At 60.0% G+C, this 19,471-nt stretch carries 22 protein-coding genes; 12 read left to right on the top strand and 10 right to left on the bottom strand.

Annotated features, from left to right (window positions below; all coding sequences use genetic code 11):
- Positions 1-39: 39 nt before the first annotated feature.
- From ACFWW2_RS13405 to soxR, 4 genes are read right to left on the bottom strand one after another with little or no spacing between them, the layout of a single operon-like run.
- Positions 40-849 carry an oxaloacetate decarboxylase gene (locus ACFWW2_RS13405; protein ID WP_393928582.1) on the bottom strand — a complete coding sequence of 270 codons (810 nt, stop codon included), beginning with the start codon at positions 847-849 and terminating at the stop codon, positions 40-42.
- Complete coding sequence (locus ACFWW2_RS13400; RefSeq protein ID WP_393928581.1) at positions 846-1,907, bottom strand: bifunctional transcriptional activator/DNA repair enzyme AdaA; 1,062 nt, start codon at positions 1,905-1,907, stop codon at positions 846-848. The genes ACFWW2_RS13405 and ACFWW2_RS13400 overlap by 4 nt, the downstream gene beginning before the upstream one ends.
- Before the next feature lie 50 nt (positions 1,908-1,957).
- On the bottom strand, positions 1,958-3,130 hold the full coding sequence (locus ACFWW2_RS13395; protein ID WP_393928580.1) for a pyridoxal phosphate-dependent aminotransferase: 1,173 nt from the start codon (positions 3,128-3,130) through the stop codon (positions 1,958-1,960).
- Between the two features lie 33 nt (positions 3,131-3,163).
- Positions 3,164-3,607 carry a redox-sensitive transcriptional activator SoxR gene (gene soxR, locus ACFWW2_RS13390; protein WP_393928579.1) on the bottom strand — a complete coding sequence of 148 codons (444 nt, stop codon included), beginning with the start codon at positions 3,605-3,607 and terminating at the stop codon, positions 3,164-3,166.
- A gap of 255 nt (positions 3,608-3,862) precedes the next feature.
- On the opposite strand from soxR, the gene ACFWW2_RS13385 reads away from it, so the two are divergent.
- On the top strand, positions 3,863-4,252 hold the full coding sequence (locus ACFWW2_RS13385; protein ID WP_393928578.1) for a VOC family protein: 390 nt from the start codon (positions 3,863-3,865) through the stop codon (positions 4,250-4,252).
- Between the two features lie 33 nt (positions 4,253-4,285).
- Positions 4,286-5,065, top strand: a complete 780-nt coding sequence (locus ACFWW2_RS13380) for a MerR family transcriptional regulator (protein ID WP_393928577.1) — start codon at positions 4,286-4,288, stop codon at positions 5,063-5,065.
- Here ACFWW2_RS13380 and ACFWW2_RS13375 read toward each other — a convergent pair.
- Positions 5,041-5,379, bottom strand: coding sequence for an MmcQ/YjbR family DNA-binding protein (locus ACFWW2_RS13375; protein WP_393928576.1), 339 nt, complete (start codon positions 5,377-5,379; stop codon positions 5,041-5,043). The two genes, ACFWW2_RS13380 and ACFWW2_RS13375, sit on opposite strands and share 25 nt — an antisense overlap.
- Positions 5,380-5,531: 152 nt before the next feature.
- Here ACFWW2_RS13375 and ACFWW2_RS13370 point away from each other — a divergent pair, with 152 nt between their 5' ends.
- The gene (locus ACFWW2_RS13370; RefSeq protein WP_393928575.1) at positions 5,532-5,915 is read left to right on the top strand and encodes a hypothetical protein; all 384 of its coding nucleotides are present in this window, start codon (positions 5,532-5,534) and stop codon (positions 5,913-5,915) included.
- Here the strand turns inward: ACFWW2_RS13370 and ACFWW2_RS13365 are convergent.
- Complete coding sequence (locus ACFWW2_RS13365) at positions 5,912-6,289, bottom strand: VOC family protein (protein WP_393928574.1); 378 nt, start codon at positions 6,287-6,289, stop codon at positions 5,912-5,914. The genes ACFWW2_RS13370 and ACFWW2_RS13365 overlap by 4 nt on opposite strands.
- Before the next feature lie 275 nt (positions 6,290-6,564).
- Between ACFWW2_RS13365 and cysS the strand changes: the two genes are divergently transcribed.
- From cysS to ACFWW2_RS13350, 3 genes are all read left to right on the top strand, one after another.
- Positions 6,565-7,998, top strand: a complete 1,434-nt coding sequence (gene cysS / locus ACFWW2_RS13360) for a cysteine--tRNA ligase (RefSeq protein WP_393928573.1) — start codon at positions 6,565-6,567, stop codon at positions 7,996-7,998.
- Positions 7,999-8,068: 70 nt separating this feature from the next.
- On the top strand, positions 8,069-9,685 hold the full coding sequence (gene cimA / locus ACFWW2_RS13355; protein ID WP_393928572.1) for a citramalate synthase: 1,617 nt from the start codon (positions 8,069-8,071) through the stop codon (positions 9,683-9,685).
- A gap of 33 nt (positions 9,686-9,718) precedes the next feature.
- Positions 9,719-10,486 carry a squalene/phytoene synthase family protein gene (locus ACFWW2_RS13350; RefSeq protein WP_393928571.1) on the top strand — a complete coding sequence of 256 codons (768 nt, stop codon included), beginning with the start codon at positions 9,719-9,721 and terminating at the stop codon, positions 10,484-10,486.
- 23 nt (positions 10,487-10,509) lie between these two features.
- On the opposite strand, the gene ACFWW2_RS13345 is transcribed toward ACFWW2_RS13350, so the two are convergent.
- The 4 genes from ACFWW2_RS13345 to cobA all read right to left on the bottom strand — a co-directional run bounded on the left by ACFWW2_RS13345 (position 10,510) and on the right by cobA (position 14,616).
- Complete coding sequence (locus tag ACFWW2_RS13345; RefSeq protein ID WP_393928570.1) at positions 10,510-11,184, bottom strand: hypothetical protein; 675 nt, start codon at positions 11,182-11,184, stop codon at positions 10,510-10,512.
- Positions 11,185-11,189: 5 nt separating this feature from the next.
- Complete coding sequence (locus ACFWW2_RS13340; protein ID WP_393928569.1) at positions 11,190-12,407, bottom strand: MFS transporter; 1,218 nt, start codon at positions 12,405-12,407, stop codon at positions 11,190-11,192.
- A gap of 42 nt (positions 12,408-12,449) precedes the next feature.
- On the bottom strand, positions 12,450-13,697 hold the full coding sequence (locus ACFWW2_RS13335; protein ID WP_393928568.1) for a cobyrinate a,c-diamide synthase: 1,248 nt from the start codon (positions 13,695-13,697) through the stop codon (positions 12,450-12,452).
- Between the two features lie 67 nt (positions 13,698-13,764).
- Positions 13,765-14,616 carry a uroporphyrinogen-III C-methyltransferase gene (gene cobA, locus ACFWW2_RS13330; RefSeq protein WP_393928567.1) on the bottom strand — a complete coding sequence of 284 codons (852 nt, stop codon included), beginning with the start codon at positions 14,614-14,616 and terminating at the stop codon, positions 13,765-13,767.
- Between the two features lie 89 nt (positions 14,617-14,705).
- Between cobA and ACFWW2_RS13325 the strand changes: the two genes are divergently transcribed.
- From ACFWW2_RS13325 to ACFWW2_RS13300, 6 genes are all read left to right on the top strand, one after another.
- Positions 14,706-15,755, top strand: coding sequence for a cobalt-precorrin-5B (C(1))-methyltransferase (locus ACFWW2_RS13325; RefSeq protein WP_393928566.1), 1,050 nt, complete (start codon positions 14,706-14,708; stop codon positions 15,753-15,755).
- Positions 15,752-16,474 carry a cobalt-precorrin-6A reductase gene (locus ACFWW2_RS13320; RefSeq protein WP_393928565.1) on the top strand — a complete coding sequence of 241 codons (723 nt, stop codon included), beginning with the start codon at positions 15,752-15,754 and terminating at the stop codon, positions 16,472-16,474. Before ACFWW2_RS13325 ends, ACFWW2_RS13320 begins: the two co-directional genes overlap by 4 nt.
- Positions 16,456-17,100 (top strand): DNA-3-methyladenine glycosylase family protein, encoded by a 645-nt coding sequence (locus ACFWW2_RS13315; RefSeq protein ID WP_393928564.1) that lies wholly within the window; start codon positions 16,456-16,458, stop codon positions 17,098-17,100. Before ACFWW2_RS13320 ends, ACFWW2_RS13315 begins: the two co-directional genes overlap by 19 nt.
- Positions 17,097-17,765 (top strand): alpha/beta hydrolase, encoded by a 669-nt coding sequence (locus ACFWW2_RS13310; RefSeq protein ID WP_393928563.1) that lies wholly within the window; start codon positions 17,097-17,099, stop codon positions 17,763-17,765. Before ACFWW2_RS13315 ends, ACFWW2_RS13310 begins: the two co-directional genes overlap by 4 nt.
- Positions 17,766-17,896: 131 nt before the next feature.
- Entirely contained in the window at positions 17,897-18,625 is a 729-nt protein-coding gene (locus ACFWW2_RS13305) for a GGDEF domain-containing protein (protein ID WP_393928562.1), read from the top strand.
- Between the two features lie 185 nt (positions 18,626-18,810).
- On the top strand, positions 18,811-19,398 hold the full coding sequence (locus ACFWW2_RS13300) for an HNH endonuclease (protein WP_393928561.1): 588 nt from the start codon (positions 18,811-18,813) through the stop codon (positions 19,396-19,398).
- Positions 19,399-19,471: the final 73 nt, after the last annotated feature.

The following is a 19,471-nucleotide window of genomic DNA, read 5'->3' as shown; positions in this document are numbered from 1 at the left end:
CAGAATAGTGAGGCCCGCAACTGTCGTTGCGGGCCTTTTCTATTTCAGCAAGGCGTTGATCTTGCCGCCTTTGATCCTCGCGAGTAATGGTTCGAAATCCCCATGGTCCAACATCGCGTTCGCGGCGTCATGGATGGCTTTCTGGCAGATGCTGGCGAGCGAGGAGCCGAGCGAGATGCGCGCGATACCGATTTCTGCGAAGGCTTTCAGGGGTTGCTGAGCATATGATCCTGCAACAAGTGCGTTGACCGGAGCGTTGGTTGCTGAACAGATTTGCGCCAGATCGTCCATCGTTGCGGGAAGTGGCGCATAGAGGCAATCGGCACCTGCGGCTTCAAATGCCTGCAAGCGACGGATCGTTTCATTCAGGTCGTAACGTTGGCGCAAGATGCCGTCGGCCCGGGCTGTAAGAACGAAATCATGCGGCAGGTTGCGTGCTGCGTCGGCGGATGCTTTGATCCGTTCGACGGCCAGATCAAAGTCATAGGCGTCAAAGCCTTCTGTGCTGATATCCTCGATGCAGATACCTGCCAGCCCGACTTCGGCTGCCAAACGAACCGTTTCGGCGCAGGTGTCGGGATCGTCACCAAACCCGTTTTCGAAGTCGCCTTGCACCGGCACGCTGACGACCGACAGGATTTCTGCTGCATGGGCAAGGGCTTCGTCGCGGCTGATGGTCCCGCCGTCCGGCCGCCCCATGGTAAAGGCATGCGCTGCCGATGATGTCGCAAGCGCTTTTGCTCCCATCGACTGCATCATTTTGGCCGTTCCCCGGTCCCAGACATTGACCATGATGAACGGATCGCCCTTGATATGAAGGGCGCGGAAGGTCTCGGCGGGGTGGGTCATTGGGTTCTCCTCTTTGCGTAATGTTTTTCGATGTCTATCAGCCGTTGCTTGCGCCAAAGCCCGCCGCCATAGCCGGTGAGCGATCCGTCGGCGCCGATCACCCGATGGCACGGGATGATGAGGGCGATTTGGTTGGCCCCGTTGGCACGTGCCACCGCACGTGTCGCGTTTGGTGCACCGATCAGGCGGGCGAGGTCGCTGTAGCTGCGTGTTTCGCCTGCAGGGATGTCGCGCAGTGCGGTCCAGACCTGGCGGGTGAAGCCGGTGCCGTGCAGGACCAGTGGGACGCTGAATTGGTCACTTCTGCCCGAGAAATAGGCGTTGAGTTGGTCGCTGACCTGATCTGTGGTGTCGAAGTGGCCAACGCCGATACTGCCTTTGGTCAGTTTGCGTAAGCGCTGTAATTCGCGAGGCAGGGCCTTGCGATCGGCGAATTCAAGAAGATGCAGCGCCTGTCTGTCGCAAACTGCAATCATGGACCCGAGCGGTGTGTCAATGTGGTCCGCTCGTAACATGGCATCGGATTTGAACTGGTTGGGGGCTGCCCCGATGAGCTTGGCGAAGGCGGCGCGGAAGGCCGATGGGCTGTCGAACCCGGCGTCTAGCTGTGCGTCGATCACCTTGCCTTGGCCCAACGCACTGAAACCATGCGCGAGCCGCCTTTGCCGCGCCATATCAAGGAATGTCACCCCAAAATGCCGCTTGAAGCTGCGTCGGACGGTCGAAGGGTCTAGCCCGCGCGCTGTCAGATCAGCCTCGGACCAGCGATGTGCAGGGTCCCGATCAAGCGCATCAAGCAGATGTTGGATTGTCGGATCGCCCTCTGCCTCTGGCGCGATAGGGTGGCAGCGTTTGCAGGGGCGGTATCCTGCATTGATGCAGGCCGCCACGTCATTGTAAAAGCTGCAGTTTTCCCGTTTCGGTTTGCGGGCCGGGCAGGTCAATCGGCAAAAGATGCCGGTTGATGCGACGCCGACATAGGCGCGCCCGTCAAACGCCGGATCACGGGCGAGAAGGGCTGCGTAAAGCGCGTCGTCTGAAGGTAGGTCAAATAACATGACCTATCTATAGCTGATTCCCGGTGGCCGTGCCGCCTGAATTCGGGCGTCTATTTGATTTGGGTTTGAGCGAAGCGGATCAGGCGGTTGAGCGCGGCGATGTAGGCGTCATCATCAATGGTCATCGCGACCCGCACATGACCTGCTGCCGCCTGACCAAAGCTTTCGCCCGGCATGACGGCGATGTGTTCAGCGTCGAGCAGCGCGTTGGCGAATGTATCACCTGATAGGCCTGTCGCGCGTATATCCAGCATCACATACATGGCCCCTTGGGCGGGTACGGCGCGGACCGCGTTTTGCCCTGCCAAGGCGTCGATTGTCAGATCGCGACGGCGGCGGAAGGGGGCTGCTACGGCTTCTTCGACCTCAATCCCTTGGCCCAGCGCAAATTCGGCGGCGTCCTGAATATAGCCGGGCACGCCGTAGGTCGTATGGGTGGCGAGCGTGATCAGATGGCTGATTGCCGCTTCTGGTCCGCAGATCCAACCGACCCTGCTGCCGGTCATGGCGTGGCTTTTGGACATGGACCCAACGACCAGTGTCCGGTCGGCCATGTCAGGCAGGGCGCGCGGGCTGGTGTGGGTCCCTTGCCAGACCTGCGTGTCGTAAACCTCGTCCGAGATCAGCCAGAGGTCGTGATCCTGGCAGGTCTTGGCTATCGCGCCCAGCGTCGTATCGGAGTAGACGACGCCGGTGGGGTTGTTGGGTGTGTTTATCAGCAGAGATTTGGCGCCGGGTGCGGCGGTGTTGATCGCATCGGCTGTTGGTTCGAAATTCGTATCGGGGGCCGTCACGATGGGTTGTGGAACGGCCCCGACACCGCGGATCGTGCCGGGGTAGGTTGCGTAATAAGGGTCCACAAAGAGAGCGGTGTCGCCCGGATTACAAGCGGCCATGTGGGCGGCAAAAAGCGCGGCCTGACCGCCGGGGGTGATCAGGATGTTATCTGCTGTCGTGGGCACGCCGGTGCGTTCCGCGATCCGTGCCGCCACAGCTCGGCGCAGACTGGCCGTGCCAGGCACCTCCGCATAGCCGGTATGCCCGCCGCTTGCCGCATCATACATCGCGCGCAGAATGTCCGGGGCTGTGCGGATATCGTGTTCACCGATTGTGAGTTCGGTGACATTTACCCCGGCGTCGATCATGCGCCGGGCCTTGTAAAACACACCCCAGCCGTCAGAGCCGCCGCCGGTGATGTTTGTGATGCGTGATGAAAGTTCCATAGCGCGCAGGGGAAAGCCGAAGCGTGGGCGAAGTCAACCAGATAGCTGGGTCAGATTGCGGGGACCCGGACCTTCTTGTGCCTTGATGTCTTTGGGATTGTAGAGCGCGCAGGATTTCAGGCTGAGGCAACCGCAGCCGATGCAACCGTCGAGCTTGTCCCGCAGCTCTTCGAGGGCTGCGATTCGCGCGTCGATTTTTTTGCGAAAGGTTCTGCTGATCCGGGTCCAGTCGGCCTTGGTCGGGGCCTTGTGATCGGGCAGGGCGCGCAGATGGCCGGCGATTTCAGCCAGCGGAAAACCGAGCTTTTGCGCGGCCATGACAAATGACAGGCGCCTTATGTCATGCCGCCCGTAACGCCGGTGGCCGCCCTTGTTTCTAACGGGTTTGATGATCTCGTGTGTTTCGTAGAACCGGATGGCGGACACGGCGAGGCCGGTCCGGTCCGCTAGGTCCCCAATCGATAATCCCTGAGGCATGAAGAAAGTCCTTGATCTCAAGTTAACTTGAGAAATTAGAACATGTTTGTCGATGATTGAACAGGGGAGAAGGCAGATGCCGAAATCGAGAACGACGCGCTATTGTGCTGATCCGGAGGCCTTGGCTGCAATGAAGCGAGATGGGCTTGGTTGGGGTCATGATCTGGAATGCGGCTATTTTGAAGACTTCGCACCTGTTCCGCGACCCAATCTGTTCACACGCTTCGTCAGCCAATTGAAAAGGAGATCATAACAATGGCACATCTGGAACACGTCAATATCACCGTGGCCAACCCCAAGAAAACCGCCGCGATGCTGTCGGATCTGTTCGGCTGGCACACGCGGTGGGAAGGATCGGCCATGGATGGCGCCGGGTACACGGTGCATGTGGGGACCGACGACAGTTATGTCGCGGTCTATTCCGGTACCGCCCCCGAACAGACAGTGCCGAAGTCGGACGCCAGCTATTCCACGCGTGGGGGGCTGAACCACATTGGTGTTGTGGTCGATGACATTGATGCGACGGAAGAAAAAGTGAAGGCCGCCGGATATGAACCGCGTAGTCACGCAGATTATGAGCCCGGTCGCCGGTTCTATTTCTACGATGCCGATGGTGTGGAGTTTGAGGTTGTCAGCTATGCTTGACCCTTACGCGGCGTGAGGCGGCAGAACGGGTGCATGGATCACCGAATCAGGGAATATACCGTCGGTCAGTTGGCCAAATTGTCGGGCGTCACCGTGCGCACGCTGCATCATTACGATGCGATCGGCCTGCTGACCCCGCACCATGTCACTCACAGCGGTTATCGCGTTTATGGGCAGGCTGAACTGCTGCGGTTGCAGGAAATCCTGTTCTACCGCGCGTTTGGCCTGCCTTTGCAGGACATCGCAGTTGTGCTGCACGACGAGGCCGATGCCCTGACGCGCCTGCGCGCACATCGCGAACGGCTTGTATCGCAGGTCGCGGATACGCAGGCGTTGCTAAGCACCCTTGATCGGACCATCGCAACACTCTCAAAGGAGGCGAAGATGCCCGATATCGACCTATACACCCCGTTTGATGCAGCCAAACAGACCGCGTATGAAGATTGGCTGATCACCACATATGGACTGCAGATGGCGACTGATATCGCCACTTCGAAAGCGGTTGTTGATGCAATGCCGGAGGGGATCGCGGGGGCGATGAGTACGCTTGCGGAAATCGAAGCGCGGTTGGTGACCCATTTCAAGGCAGGGATAGCGCCGGGCGATGCTGGCTTGCGAGCCGATCTGGACGCGCATCGTGCGCTGATGGGTCAGTTGTGGGGCAAGGAATGTGCACCTGAGGCTTATGCGGACCTGGGTGAGCTTTATCTGTCGCATCCCGATTTTGTCGCGCGTTATGAACGTCTGGCCGAACGGTTTTCAACATGGTTGCCTGCCGCGATGCAGGCCTACGCCGCTGAAATTTCGGCCTGAACCTTTTTCGGGAGGGACTTGAATATGATGTCGTAAGAGGTCTGGATGCGATGGCGCATCTCGTCTTCTGCGGCGTCAAAGGGAACCAGTACCCAGCTTTTGTGGAAATAGGGGGCCTTGGTCGCGGCACCGGCGTCTATCAGCATCTGAGCCGTTTCGATGCTGTCTGTCTTGGCGGCGAAACCGTCGATCTTTTCGCCGAAACAGACGAACATCTTTTCGCCCACCTTCCAGCTGTCCAGTTCCGTTGTTGGATCGGACGCACGGGCGCCGGGCATTTCAGCGCAGATTTTGTTGATCAGCTGCCGTGTCATGCTGGCAGAATGCCTGATCGGTCGTTGGGGGACAATGGTTGGCGCGCGCCCATTTGGCCGTTAACCTGTTCTTTGCAAAATACGGGATTTTCGCCAGTCGATCAGCTAATCTGCCGTCATGAGGTGTGGGTTTTCGGGTGAGAGATGCAGGTATGTCGTTTGCTGAGCTGGTAGGATCAAATCATTCGTCGAAGCGGTCAGTCGGCCGCCGTCAGGAAGACCGTGCTTTGCGCGGAGGGTCCTGGGCTGCAGGCCGCGAGCGGCGTCATCCTGTTTTGCAGACCCATGCCGCCGCCCAATCGGTTGTCATTGCCCGGTTTTCGGCTGGAGCGGCCTCAGCCAAAGCGGAGGATGTCAGTCAGCTTTACGCCCAAGCCAAACCGAAGAAGACGGAAGAAGAATTGCGTCATGAGGAGTTTATGCGCGAGGCGGAACTGGCCCATCAGGCCGCCCAGCGCGCCTGGGTTTTTGAACGCCGCACGGGCCAGAAACCGCGTGCGACGGATGTCGAGGACGCGGTCATACTTGATGGCTAAGCGTCATCTGCCTTCTTAGGCTGCCAGAGTTCGATAGGGTTTCCTTCGGGGTCATGGATGCGGGCGAAGCTGCCGATATCGGCTATCTCGTCCCGTCGGCCAATCTCGATCCCGGCGCTTTGAAGCTGTTCAATCAGCGCATCCAGATTGGATACCCGGAAGTTCAGCATCCATTGCTGGTCCATTGCGCCGAAATATTCAGTGTCCATGGCAAAAGGGGCAAAGACGGTTGGTCCGCTCTTTTGCATCCATGGCTGTTCATCCGCGGTTTGAGTCACAGGATTGATGCCAAGGTGTTGTTCGTACCACGCCGCCAGCGCTTTGGGGTCTTTTGCGCGGAAAAAGAAACCACCGATTGCGTCGACCTTTTCCATCTTCATCTCCTCTTTAGACCATGATCACTTGCGAAATCATTGTATCTTGGTTTGTTGCGGTCGTGCGTCAAAAGTTAGTCGACGGCGTGAGCGGTGAGGGAGTCGGTGCAGGCTGGACGGGTCGGTGCCGGTCTGCTATGATACGCGCATGAAGAGCATCTGCATCATTACCTGCTGCATTATTATCTGCTGACATCTGTCGCGGGTCGCTCTTTCACGTTTTCATTGAATACTGAACTTGTTAAGCCCGCGGCGAAACCCGTTTGCGAGGCGTTATGACGACGATCAGGCTACACAATACCAAGACCCGCCGGCGCGAGGACTTCGTGCCGATTGATCCGACGAATGTCCGTCTCTATCTCTGCGGGCCGACGGTGTATGACCGCGCCCATCTGGGCAATTCGCGCAATGTGCTGGTTTTTGATGTGCTGTTCCGCCTGCTGCGCAATGTTTATGGCCCGGACCATGTGACCTATGTGCGCAACTTCACTGACGTTGATGACAAGATCAACGCGCGTGCAACTGAGGCGGGGCGTGATATCGGTGACATTACCGCCGAGACGATTGGCTGGTATCATCAGGATATGGATGCGTTGGGGGCGTTGCGCCCCACGCATGAGCCGCGCGCGACCAACTACATCGCCCAGATGGTGGCGATGATCGCCGATCTGGTGGCCAAGGATCATGCCTATGCTGCCGATGGTCATGTCCTGTTTGCAGTTGAAAGCTATGCTGATTATGGCAAGCTGTCCGGCCGGTCTGTTGATGACATGATTGCCGGTGCCCGTGTTGAGGTGGCCCCGTATAAGCGCAATCCGATGGATTTTGTGCTGTGGAAGCCGTCAGGTGACGGGCAGCCGGGATGGGACAGCCCTTGGGGCTATGGCCGCCCTGGCTGGCATATCGAATGCTCGGCCATGGCGCATGAATTGCTGGGCGAAAGTTTCGATATTCATGGCGGCGGCAATGATCTGATGTTCCCGCACCATGAGAACGAGATTGCCCAATCCGCCTGCGCCCATCCGACCGGTGAGTTTGCACGCTACTGGATCCATAACGAGATGCTGCAGGTCGAGGGCAAGAAGATGTCCAAGTCTTTGGGCAATTTCTTTACCGTGCGGGATCTGCTGGACAGCGGTATTCCGGGTGAGGTGATCCGGCTGGTGATGCTGGGAACCCATTACGGCAAGACCATGGACTGGACCGAGACCCGCAGGGCTGAGGCCGACGCGACATTGCGCCGCTGGTACGGCATTCTGCATGGTCACGGGTTTGGTCGTGATCTGGTGGCCGCGTTAAAGGCGGATGGCAAGTGGGAGCCGGACGCGGAGTTCATTGGCGTGCTGGCCAATGATCTGAATACGCCGGGGGCACTGGCGCGTCTGCATGTGCTTGCCAAAGGCAAGACACCAGCCGCGCTGGCAGGGTTTGCCCATGGGATGGAGATGCTGGGGCTGGTGAATGACTGGGCCGCGATCCCGATGTTTGATGGCGGAGAGGCAGGGCCGGAGGTGACCCAGGCAGTGACTGCGCGGGTTGATGCGCTGCTGGCCGAGCGTGCAGAGGCGCGGGCGGCTAAGGATTGGTCGCGAGCGGATGCCGTGCGCGACGTGCTCAATGCTGCTGGCGTGCAGGTGACGGATGTGGGCGGGCAGGCAACCTGGGTGCCTGGCCCGGATTTCGATGCCGCCAAACTGGGGGATATGTGATGGAGAATTTTCGTCACGAAAATTCTCGCGGCGTCAAAATCTTCGTGACGAATATTGTGTGGGGGGTGTCATGAAAGAGAGGCTTTATCTTTTTGACACCACCTTGCGTGACGGAGCCCAGACGCAGGGGGTGCAGTTTTCGGCTGAGGAAAAGCATCAGATTGCGGCGGTGCTGGATGGGCTTGGGCTGGATTACATCGAAGGTGGCTGGCCGGGCGCGAACCCGACCGATACGGCGTTTTTTGCCTCGCCGCCGCAAACCCGCGCGACTTTTACTGCGTTTGGGATGACCAAGCGCACCGGCCGATCTGCTGAGAATGACGATGTTCTGGCAGCAGTGATGAATGCCGGAACCTCTGCCGTCTGTCTGGTGGGCAAGGCACATGATTTTCATGTGACAACCGCCCTTGGTGTGACGCTGGAAGAGAATACCGAGAACATCCACAGCAGCTTTGCCCATATCAAGGGGGCGGGGCGCGCAGGTTTGTTCGACGCGGAGCATTTCTTTGACGGCTACAAGGCTAACCCGGATTATGCGCTGGAAGCCGTGCATGCCGCTTATGATGCCGGTGCCCGATGGATCGTGCTGTGTGATACCAATGGCGGCACGCTGCCGGACGAGATTGCGACGATCGTGACGGCGGTGATCGCCAGCGGTATTCCGGGCGATCACGTGGCGATCCATACCCATAATGATACCGAGAATGCCGTGGCCGGATCGCTGGCGGCAGTGATGGCCGGGGCCCGGCAGATACAAGGGACCTTGAATGGCTTGGGCGAGCGGTGCGGCAACGCCAACCTGACGACGCTGATCCCAACACTGCTGTTGAAAGAGCCATATGCAAGCAAATTTGAAACCGGTGTGTCGCGGGATGCGTTGAAAGGGCTGCGCCGGGCCTCGCGTCTGTTGGATGATATTCTGAACCGGGTCCCCGCCAAGCAGGCCCCTTATGTGGGGGCGTCGGCCTTTGCTCATAAATCGGGGCTTCACGCCAGCGCTATCGCCAAGGATCCCAGTACCTATGAGCATGTCGACCCTGCCGCGGTTGGCAACAGCCGGATCGTGCCCATGTCCAATCAGGCGGGCCAGTCGAACCTAAAAGCCCGGCTTGCGGATATGGGGATTGCGGTGGAGATCGGAAACCCGGCACTGCCGCGCATTGTCGAGCGGATCAAGGAGCGTGAGGCGCAAGGATTCACCTATGACGGAGCGCAGGCCAGTTTCGAGATTCTGGCGCGCGAGGAATTGGGCCTGCTGCCTGCCTTCTTTGAGGTGAAGCGCTACAAGGTTACCGTTGAGCGCCGCAAGAACAAGCGCAATCAGATGGTGTCACTGTCAGAGGCTGTTGTCGTGACCAAGGTGCGTGGCGAGAAATTCCTGAATGTGTCTGAGAGCATGGGCCCTGACGGGTCCGATCAGGGACCGGTGAATGCTTTGGCGCGGGCGCTGGTCAAGGACCTTGGCCCCTATCAAGGCATGATCGAGGACATGCGCTTGGTCGATTTCAAGGTGCGGATCACCAATGGCGGGACGGAGGCCGTGACCCGGGTCATCATTGACAGCGAGGACGGGCAGGGCCGTCGTTGGGCCACAGTGGGGGTCAGCGCCAATATCGTGGACGCTTCGTTCGATGCGCTGGTTGATGCGATCAACTGGAAATTGATCCGAGACGGGGCTGAGGTCTGATTTCTTGGGTATTCTTCGCAAGATGTTGGTGACATGAGCTTTGACGCTTGTGCCGCCCTTGTGGAACGCGCTGATCCGGAGCGGTTTCGTGCGGCGATGGCCGCCCCCGTGGCGGCGCGCCGTGTTCTGTTTTCGCTTTATGCGTTCAATGTGGAGGTGGCCCGCGCCCCTTGGGTGACCGAAGAGCCGATGATTGCCGAGATGCGTCTGCAATGGTGGCGTGACGCGCTGGAGGAGATTGCAGGTGGCGGCCAACCGCGACGGCATGAGGTTGTTGATGCGCTGGCGGGTGTGTTGGATGGCGACGGGGCGCGATTGCTGGACGAACTGGTCGCAGCCCGTCGTTGGGATGTTTACAAGGATGTTTTTGAGGATGCCGCCCATTTTGACGACTATATTGATGCGACCTCTGGCCATTTGATGTGGACCGCCGCGCGTCTGCTGGGGCAGGCGGATGAGGCTGTCGTGCGCGACTTTGCCTATGGGGTCGGTGTGGCCAATCTGTTTCGGGCGATCCCTGATCTGGAGGAACGCGGCCGCAAGCCGCTGGTGGACGGGTCAGGCGCAGCGGTGACGGCGCTGGCGGAAAAGACGACTGCGCGGTTGGAGGCGGCGCGGCGGCAACGACAGAGCGTGTCTGCCGAGGCTGGTGCGGCGCTCTATGCAGGGTATCTGGGCCGACCGGTGTTGCGGCAGGTTTTGAAAGACCCAAGCAAGGTGGCGCGCGGCGCATTGGGATTGCCGCCATTGGCAGAGCGCGTGCGTTTTTTGAATGTCGCGCTGCGGGGGTGGTGGCGGTAGCGTTGTGTTGGCGGTCTGGGTGTTTAGGTGTCGTTGTTGTGTTCGGTCATGGCCCGTTTGAGCGCCTTGGCAGAGCGCGGGCTGAGCCGGGTCAGCGCGTCCTGCGGGTTCAGGTCATGCCGGGCCAGAAAGACGGCCAGCGCGTAGGTCCGCGATTCCTGGGTCATGTAGCCGGACCAGCCAATCTGTGCAGGCCCGTCGAGCGCGAAGAGACCGAAGCCATGGGTGATGCAATGCAGGTCGGTTGAGAGTTCGTGGACCGGCTCGCCGCCGGGCATCGCTTCGATATGCGGGGCGAGGCGGGCATGCATCAGCTCGTGCGTCATGGTGTTGATGAAGGCGATTGGCGTCGCCATCAGGGCCGCGTCGTAGCTGATGAGAGGGTCATGGTCATCGTGCAGATAGGTGCCACCGACACTAGCGATGTCCTGATAATTATGCCGGTATTCCGGGGGCAAGTTTGACAGCGGCTGCACCTCGATCGGGGCGACCGGCAGCAGGGCGGCGATGTCATTGGCAATCTGCTGGGCGACCTCTGGCGTTTGGCCGGCCCCGGCCGTGAAATAGTCACGGCTTGGCGCGATCAGTTTGCGGCTGCCGGTCCAGTTTTTTCCGAACGTGTCATTGGCCCAGTCGAAACTGTCGATGATCCAACCCTTCAGATCATCGCTGATGCTGGGTTTTCGGCCCCAGAACATGGCGCTCAGGTTGCAAGTTTTGGCTGGCGCACCAGCCAGATCAGTGATCCGCCTGCCAGCACAAGGAAGGGGATCATGGCGAGGTTGACCGCATTCCAGCCTTCGACCGCCGACCCGCCAGAGCAGTTCATCAGCCCGCCGGAGGCCAGCGAGGCCACGGTCACCATGCCAAACACGATCATGTCGTTCATGCCTTGCACGACACCCCGTTCTTCGGGTCGGTGCGCACCTGCCAGCATGGTGGTCGCGCCAATGAAGCCGAAGTTCCAGCCGAGCCCCAGCAGGATGAGGGCTGCAAAGAAGTTGGTCAGTTCGACGCCGGAGAGGGCGACAATCCCGGCGGCGGCGAGAAAGACCAGCCCAGCGGACATGATACGTTTTACCCCGAAACGGGCGATCAGGTGCCCGGTGAAGAAGGACGGGGCGAACATGGCTAGCACATGGGCCGAGACGATATCGTTGGCGTTGTTTGTGGTGAAACCACAGCCTACAACGGCGAGCGGTGTGGAGGTCATGACGAGGTTCATCAGAGCGTAGGACACCATGCCAACGATGATGGAAACGACGATACGTGGGTCGCGGAGGAGTTCGCCGCGGGTTCGTCCGATCACTGCATTCTCGACTTTGGGTTCGGACCGGCTGCCCTTGGGTAAATCCAGCCAGAGAAACAGGAGCATGCCGACGAGATTGAGTGCTGCCACGGCCAGATAGGTGCCCATGAAGGGCACCACAAAAGCGTCTTGCACAAGCTTGTTCAGTTGTGGCCCGACAATGGCAGAGAGGAGGCCACCGGCCATGACGTAGGAAATCGCCTTGGGCCGGAACTCATCGGATGCGGTATCGGTTGCGGCGAAGCGGTAAAACCCTTGCGCTGACATGTAGATGCCTGTGAGGTAGGACCCGGCCAGCAGGATGGTGAAAGATTCGGCATAGAGGCCGTAGGCCGCGATCAGCGCGCCCATCGCCCCGGCAAAGGCCCCTAGGAAAAACCCGAACCGCCGCCCGTTGCGTTGCATCAGCGGGCTGAGCCATGGTGCCGTCGTCATCGATCCGAAGACGATGAAGGATATGGGCAGCGTCGCCAGACAGACATTGCTGGCGAGCATGCCCCCAGCCAGCCCGCCGATGACAAAGATCATGGGCATCTGCGCGCCGAGGATGGCCTGTGCCATCACCAGAACGGCCACGTTGCGTTTGGCGCGGGTATCGTCGGTATAGGTCATGCTGCATCGGTAATCCCGGATCACGGCGGTGGCAATGGGCCTTTAGGCCGCGTCGATGATGTGGGCGAATGAGCCTGAGGCGCGGCCCTCGATCAGGCCCATCGGCGGTAGCTCTGCGCCGGTCGCGTCCTGCGCGGCGAAAAGCGGCTTGCCCTCGGCCCGGAGAGTGGTGGCATAGTGGAATTCATGCCCGGTCCAGTTGCCAGCAAATGGGCCGCCGACTGCTTGCAGGCTGCGATACCCCAGATGCAGTTTACGGGTTGCGAAAGACGTATCGAGAGGCAGTAGTCCGGCCATCTTATGGGTGATCCCGTCTGCATCGGTCAGTGTTTCGCCCAAGGTCATGTAGCCGCCGCATTCGCCGTAGATTTGCGCGCTGCTATTGCGCAGGCTGTCCATGAATGTCGTGTTTGCCGCAAGATGGCCTGCGTGCAGTTCGGGGTAGCCGCCGGGCAGATAGATCAGGTCGGCCTGTGGTGCAGCCTCGTCGCGAAGGGGGGAGAAGAATTGCAGCTCTGCTCCGGCGTTGCGCCAGTCATTCAGGATATGCGGGTAGCTGAAGGCGAAGGCAGCATCCTGCGCGATGGCGATCCGTTGGGCGGGTGGTTGGCGTGTTGGCGCGTCGTGGGCCGGGAGTGGATCGGTGTGTAGTTGTAGCAAGGTTTCAAGGTCGACCGATTGGCTGATGATGTCGGCGGCATGGTTCAGGTAGGTGTGGAGATCGGGCCGTTCTTGCGCCTGCACAAGTCCGAGATGTCGGGAGGGTTGTGTTAGCCCGGGGGTGCGGGGGATCGCGCCAAGGACGGGTATGTCTTTCAGGGCGTTGCGCAGCATACCCTCGTGCCGGGGCGAGCCAACATTGTTGAGGATCACCCCCGCGATCCGAACCGATGGGTCATGGTTGATGAACCCATTGGCAAGCGGTGCAACGGATCCTGCCATTTTTGCCGCGTCGATGACCAGAATGACTGGCAGGTTCAGGATGCGTGCGAGGTCGGCTGTTGCCCCCTTGCCGTCGGGCGGTGCGCCGTCGAAGAGGCCCATTGCCCCTTCGATAATCAGCGGCGTTTGGCCGCTGGCGAGCGACCGGATTCGGTCCTGCGTCATCGCCCAGGCGTCGAGGTTGAGGCAGGGTTGCCCGCAGGCGGCCTCGTGAAAGCGGGGGTCGATGTAGTCGGGGCCGGATTTTGCGGCGCGGATGGCTGTTGTCCGGCTGAGGGCGCGCAGAAGGCCAAGGGTGATGGTCGTTTTGCCGCTGCCGGAGGCGGGGGCGCTGATGATGAAGCTCATCCCGGGTTGCGCCGTCGGGATGCCTCCGGCGGGAGTATTTGGGGAAGAAAGAAGTTGGGGGCCATGATCAGGCGGACTCGGCCGGGCGCCCACGCCCAAGAGGGTCGAGGTTGCGCGGTGCTTGCCCGGCGGCCATGCTCTGCCAATCCAGCACCTGGCGCATCAGCACGGATTGACCCACGCAGATGATTGCGGGCGGTTCCAACGCGGCTTTGGCGATGTCGTCGACGATCGTGCCGAGCGTGGTTTCGAGGACTTTTTGATCGTCAGTTGTTGCCGTTGTCACCACCGCGACGGGTTCGTGGATGCTGCGCCCGGCGGCGATCAGGTGGCCGGTGATTTGGGCGATGTGTTTCATGCCCATATAGATTACGATGACCTGTGATCCTTTGGAAATGCTGACCCAGTCGAGCGAGCCGGGGGTATTGCCGGATTGGTCATGCCCCGTGACGAAGGTGACCGACTGGTTCACGTCCCGGTGGGTGACGGGAATGCCTGCATAGGCCAGCCCGCCGATGCCTGCGCTGATGCCCGGGATGATCCGGATCGGGATGCCGTGCTGGACAAGTGTCTGCGCCTCTTCCCCGCCGCGCCCGAAGACGAAAGGATCGCCGCCCTTGAGCCGCAACACCCGTTTGCCTGCGCGGGCCAGATCGACCAGTCGCAGCGAGATGTCGCGCTGTTTGGCCGAGGGTTTGCCGCCCCGTTTGCCGGCATAGATATGTTCGGCCTGCGGTGCCCAGTCGAGGATCTGTTCCTGCACCAGCGCGTCATAGATCACCACATCAGCCTGCCGCAATGCATTGGCCGCGTGCAGCGTCAGCAGCCCCGGATCGCCGGGGCCTGCGCCGCAAAGCCAGACCCAGCCGGGTTCCAGTGTTGGCCATGTATGGCTGGGAAGGGGGATCGTGTCGCTCATGTTTTGTTTATGCCGCTGATCTGGCCGCTTGGAAAGCCGTCAAACGACGTTGGATTGCGGATTGGCGGCACCGGCCTATAGTCGCGCCGATGAGTAGGAAACCAACAGGGGAATTGCGCCGAGGCTGGACCACGGGTGCATGTGCGACTGCGGCGACAAAGGCCGCATTGATACGTCTATGGGGTGGAGCGTTCCCGGATGACGTGGGGATCGTGCTGCCAAAGGGCGAGACACCTGTTTTTTCATTGGCGTTGGCGGAGGCCGGTCAGGGTTGGGCGCAAGTCGGGATTACCAAGGATGCGGGCGATGATCCGGATGTGACCCATGGGGCGCTGATTGTGGTGAAGGTCTCGCCTTCTGAGGGCGGCGTGGTCTTTGTAGCAGGTGATGGCGTTGGCACGGTCACCAAAGCCGGGCTGCCGATTGGTGTTGCGGAGCCGGCAATCAACCCGGTGCCGCGTCAGATGATGCGCAGTGTAGTGGACGAGGTTGCGGCGCAGTTTGGCCAGACGTCAGATGTGAAGATAGAGATATCTGTGCCCGGCGGTCAGGAGTTGGCGCTGAAGACCTGGAACCCTCGATTGGGTATCGAAGGTGGCATTTCGATCCTCGGGACGACGGGCGTGGTCCGGCCATTCAGTTGTGCGGCCTGGATTGCCTCGATCCATCGCGGTGTTGACGTGGCCCGCGCTGATGGGCTGACCCATGTGGCAGGATGCACCGGGGCAACGTCTGAGAAGGTGGTGCAGGCGCTGTATGATCTGCCGGATCATGCCATGTTGGATATGGGAGATTTTGCGGGGGGAATGCTGAAGTATCTGGAGAAACATCCGGTGCTGCGCGTGACGATCGGCGGTGGGATCGGCAAGATGACCAAACTGGCGCAAGGAGCGATGGATCTGCATTCAGGCCGCAGTCAGGTGGATTTTGCCGCACTGGCGAAGCTTGCAGGTGTGCCGGAAGTGGCTGATGCAAATACCGCATTGGAGGCCTATAAGATAGCGGGCGCGCCCTTGGCTGAGGCCGTTGCGCAAGAAGCTTTGAGGGTTGTGGAGGACCGCTTTGGCGGTGGAGAAATGCGGTTTGATGTTGTGGTCATTGATCGCGCCGGGGGGATTATTGCGAGGGCCGGGGTGTGACGCTGTTGTTGCTGGCTGGATCCGGGGATGCCCGGCGGATTGCCGAAGGATTGAATGGGGTCGATGTCATTGCATCGTTGGCTGGCGCGACCCGTGACCCGGCGCCCTTGCCAGTACCCACTCGGTCCGGCGGGTTTGGTGGCGAGGCGGGGTTTCGTCGGTTTTTAACCGAGAATGGCATTACAGCGGTGCTGGATGCCACCCATCCTTATGCGCACCGGATCACTGCCCGGACTGCCCGGGTTTGTGCCGAACTTGATTTACCCTTTCTGCAGTTCTTGCGCCCGGGGTGGACGCCAGAGCCGGGGGACAAATGGACCGAGATCGCGCGGGAAGAGGATGCGGCGGCCCATATTCCGAAAGGGACGACCGTGTTTTTAGGAACGGGGCGTCAGATGTTGGAGGGGTTTGCCAACCTCGCCGGACGCTGCGTGATCTGCCGCCAGATTGATCCGCCGGAGGAGCCGTTTCCGTTTGAAGGTGGAGAATTTCTGGTCGGGCGCCCCCCATTTTCGGTTGAGGATGAGATCGCATTGTTTTCCCGGCTGAAGGTGGATTGGCTGGTTGTCAAAAACGCAGGCGGGGCTGCTAGCCGGACCAAGCTGACGGCAGCACGTCAGCTGGGTATTCCAGTGCTGATGATCGCGCGTCCGCCGCAGGGCGACTGGCCGATTGTTGATACCGTTGACGCTGCGTTGGATTGGGCGCGCCGTCTGTGAAGGAACGGGTGATCAAAGACGATGCATGTATTGCGGAGGGGGCCGCATGGCTTTGCGCACAAGAGCCGCGCTTTGCCTATGTCATGACTGACCTGCCGCGTTTGCCCTTGCGCCTGAAACCGGACGGCTTTGCGGAGTTGTTGAGCGCCATCGTAAGCCAGCAGGTCAGCGTTGCCTCGGCCAATGCCATCTGGGGCCGATTGGTGCAGGCCGGGATGACAGAGCCGCAGGCCGTCAGTGCCGCGTCTGAGGATGATCTGAAGGCTTTGGGATTGAGTCGTCAGAAAGTGCGTTATGCGCAGGCTTTGGCTGCAGCCGAGATCGACTTTGACGCATTGCGTCAGATGCCTGCGGTGGACGTGATAACGACGCTGACAGCAGTGCCGGGCATTGGTGTCTGGACCGCAGAAATCTATGCGATGTTTTCGCTGGGCCGTGCTGATGTTTTTGCGCCGGGCGATTTGGCGTTGCAGGAGGCGGCCAGGCTGATTTTTGAACTGCCCGAACGCCCCAAGGACCGTGCCTTGCGCGAAATGGCGGTCGCGTGGTCACCTTGGCGGTCGGTTGCGGCGCGCATCATGTGGGCCTACTACAAGCAGAACAAACAGCGGGAAGGCATCAGATGACACGAGCGTTAGAGGCGCAGCGGCGCGAACCGGTATCGGGCGAGACCCGGTCTTGCGTGATCTTTCTGCATGGTTACGGGGCCAATGCGGCGGATTTGATCGGGCTGGCCGACCCGTTGGGCGAACATATGCCCGATACGTTGTTTGTTGCACCTGATGCGCCAGAGGCCTGTGCGGGTGCGCCAATGGGATTTCAGTGGTTTCCGATCCCGTGGATTGACGGATCCAGCGAAGAGGAATCGCGCCAGGGTCTGGACCGGGCCGCGGCGGATCTGGATGCGTTTCTGACAGGTGTCATGGTGGATGAAGACCTGCTGCCTGAGCAGGTGGTCGTTCTGGGTTTTTCCCAAGGCACGATGATGGCACTGCATGTTGTCCCGCGCCGCGAGGACCCGGTTGCCGGGATCGTCGCCTTTTCCGGGCGTCTGCTTGAGCCTGAATTACTGGTCGATGAGGTGGTCAGCCGCCCGCCGGTTTTGCTGATCCACGGTGATCAGGATGATGTGGTTCCGCCGCAATCGCTGCCCCAGGCAGCCGAGGCGCTGCAAGGTGCCGGTTGGACAGAGGTCTTTGCCCATATCATGAAGGGGACAGGCCATGGCATTGCACCGGATGGGCTGTCTGTCGCGCTGGCGTTTATGCGCGACCGGTTGGGCATGTCCTGATCCGTGGCATCGTAACTTGACGTAACGGCATTTTGTGCGGTTTTCAGCGCATCGCACGCTGCGTTAACGCTTTGGTCATCGCTGCGCCTTCATATCAAAGTTGAGTTCAGTTTTAGCAATGGTGTGGCCCGGTGACCTATTTTCCACGAGCATCTCAGATCCTGATCCCGAGGGATTTTGCAGGCTGGAGTCTGCGTCTGATCCTGCTGCTGCTGGTCGTTCTGGCGTTGGGCGTGCTGCCGTTTCCGGGTGCTGAACTGGCCGTGCCAGCGGTAATCCAGACTCATGTGATCTACACCCTGGTCGTTGGCGCGCCATTGGGTGCGGCACTGTTCTGGGCGTTGTCTTGTCTAGGCCGTGCGCAGACGCGTGTCAAAACCCTGTCGGATCTTGATCCGATTACGGCCCTGTCCAACCGACCGGATTTTGTACGCCGCGCCCAGCGTGTTCTGCCACAGGCGGGCGCGCTCCTGCTGGTGGATGTGGATGATTTCAAAGCGATCAATCATCGGCGCGGACGCCGTGCGGGTGATTTGTGCCTGATGGCGCTGGCGCAGCGGTTTCGCGAACTGACCCGCCAGTCGGATGTGGTTGGGCGGCTGGATGGTGCCTCATTCGCGATCTATCTGCCTGGGGCAACCGTGGAACAAGCCCATGAGATTTCTCAGCGGTTATGCGAGGGAATGATCATTGTCACACCAAACGGAAAGCTGCGGTTGACGACCTCGGTCGGGGCTGTGCTGGCTGATGGTCGCACTTCGCTGGAGCGGCTGCTGCGCGATGCGGATACAGCCCTGGATCGCGCCAAGTTAAAGGGGCGGGCCTGTGTGGTGATTGACGAACTGCCACTGGTGGCCTGACGGCTGAATTGGCTCGTTGGTCCCGCCGCGTCTTGGTTGATCCGGGGCCGGTGAATTCTCGCAGTTTTTGCCGCACATTGTGGGGCTTGTCACATTTCTGACGCGATATATAGTCCACCTTAACGAGGCCACGGGATAAACGGGCATGTTCCCGTTCCGCAGCCTGACGGTTTGGGATGTAAGACATGACGCAGACGGAATTCAGGACAGATTTTGTGCGCGCACCTGGCGTGCTCAGACACTATCCGGCATTGGTGTTGAACGCCGATTATCGCCCCTTGTCCTACTATCCCTTGTCCCTTTGGCCATGGCAGGAAGCGATCAAGGCGGCCTGGCTGGACCGTGTCGATATCGTTAGCGAATATGATGAGGTTGTGCGCAGTCCGTCGACAACCCTGCGCATCCCGTCAGTTGTTGTGTTGAAAGACTATGTCAAACCGCAAAAGCAGGTGGCGTTCACCCGGTTCAACCTGTTCTTGCGCGATGAATTCTGCTGCCAGTATTGCGGGGCAAAAGGTGAATTGACTTTTGATCATGTCGTGCCACGCGCCAGTGGCGGCGTGACCAGCTGGGAAAACGTGGTGGCGGCATGTAGCCCATGCAATCTGCGCAAAGGGTCGCGGTCGTTGAAGCAATGCGGGATGAGTCTGCGAAAGCCACCTCGTCGGCCCGCGCCGGAGCAGTTGCACAATGTTGGACGCAAGTTCCCGCCAAACCATTTGCACGATAGCTGGGTCGATTTCCTTTACTGGGATGCTGAACTGGAGGCATAGGTCGCGTTCTTACGCTAGACTTGCCTTGATGTCCGCGCTAGGAACACAGCGTTAGCGCTAACGTAAACCAGCT

It is taken from the genome of Yoonia sp. R2-816, assembly GCF_046762905.1.
Classification (GTDB): Bacteria; Pseudomonadota; Alphaproteobacteria; order Rhodobacterales; family Rhodobacteraceae; genus Yoonia.
Note: the sequence above shows the minus strand (reverse complement) of the source record. Positions and strands in the feature narration are given on the sequence as shown.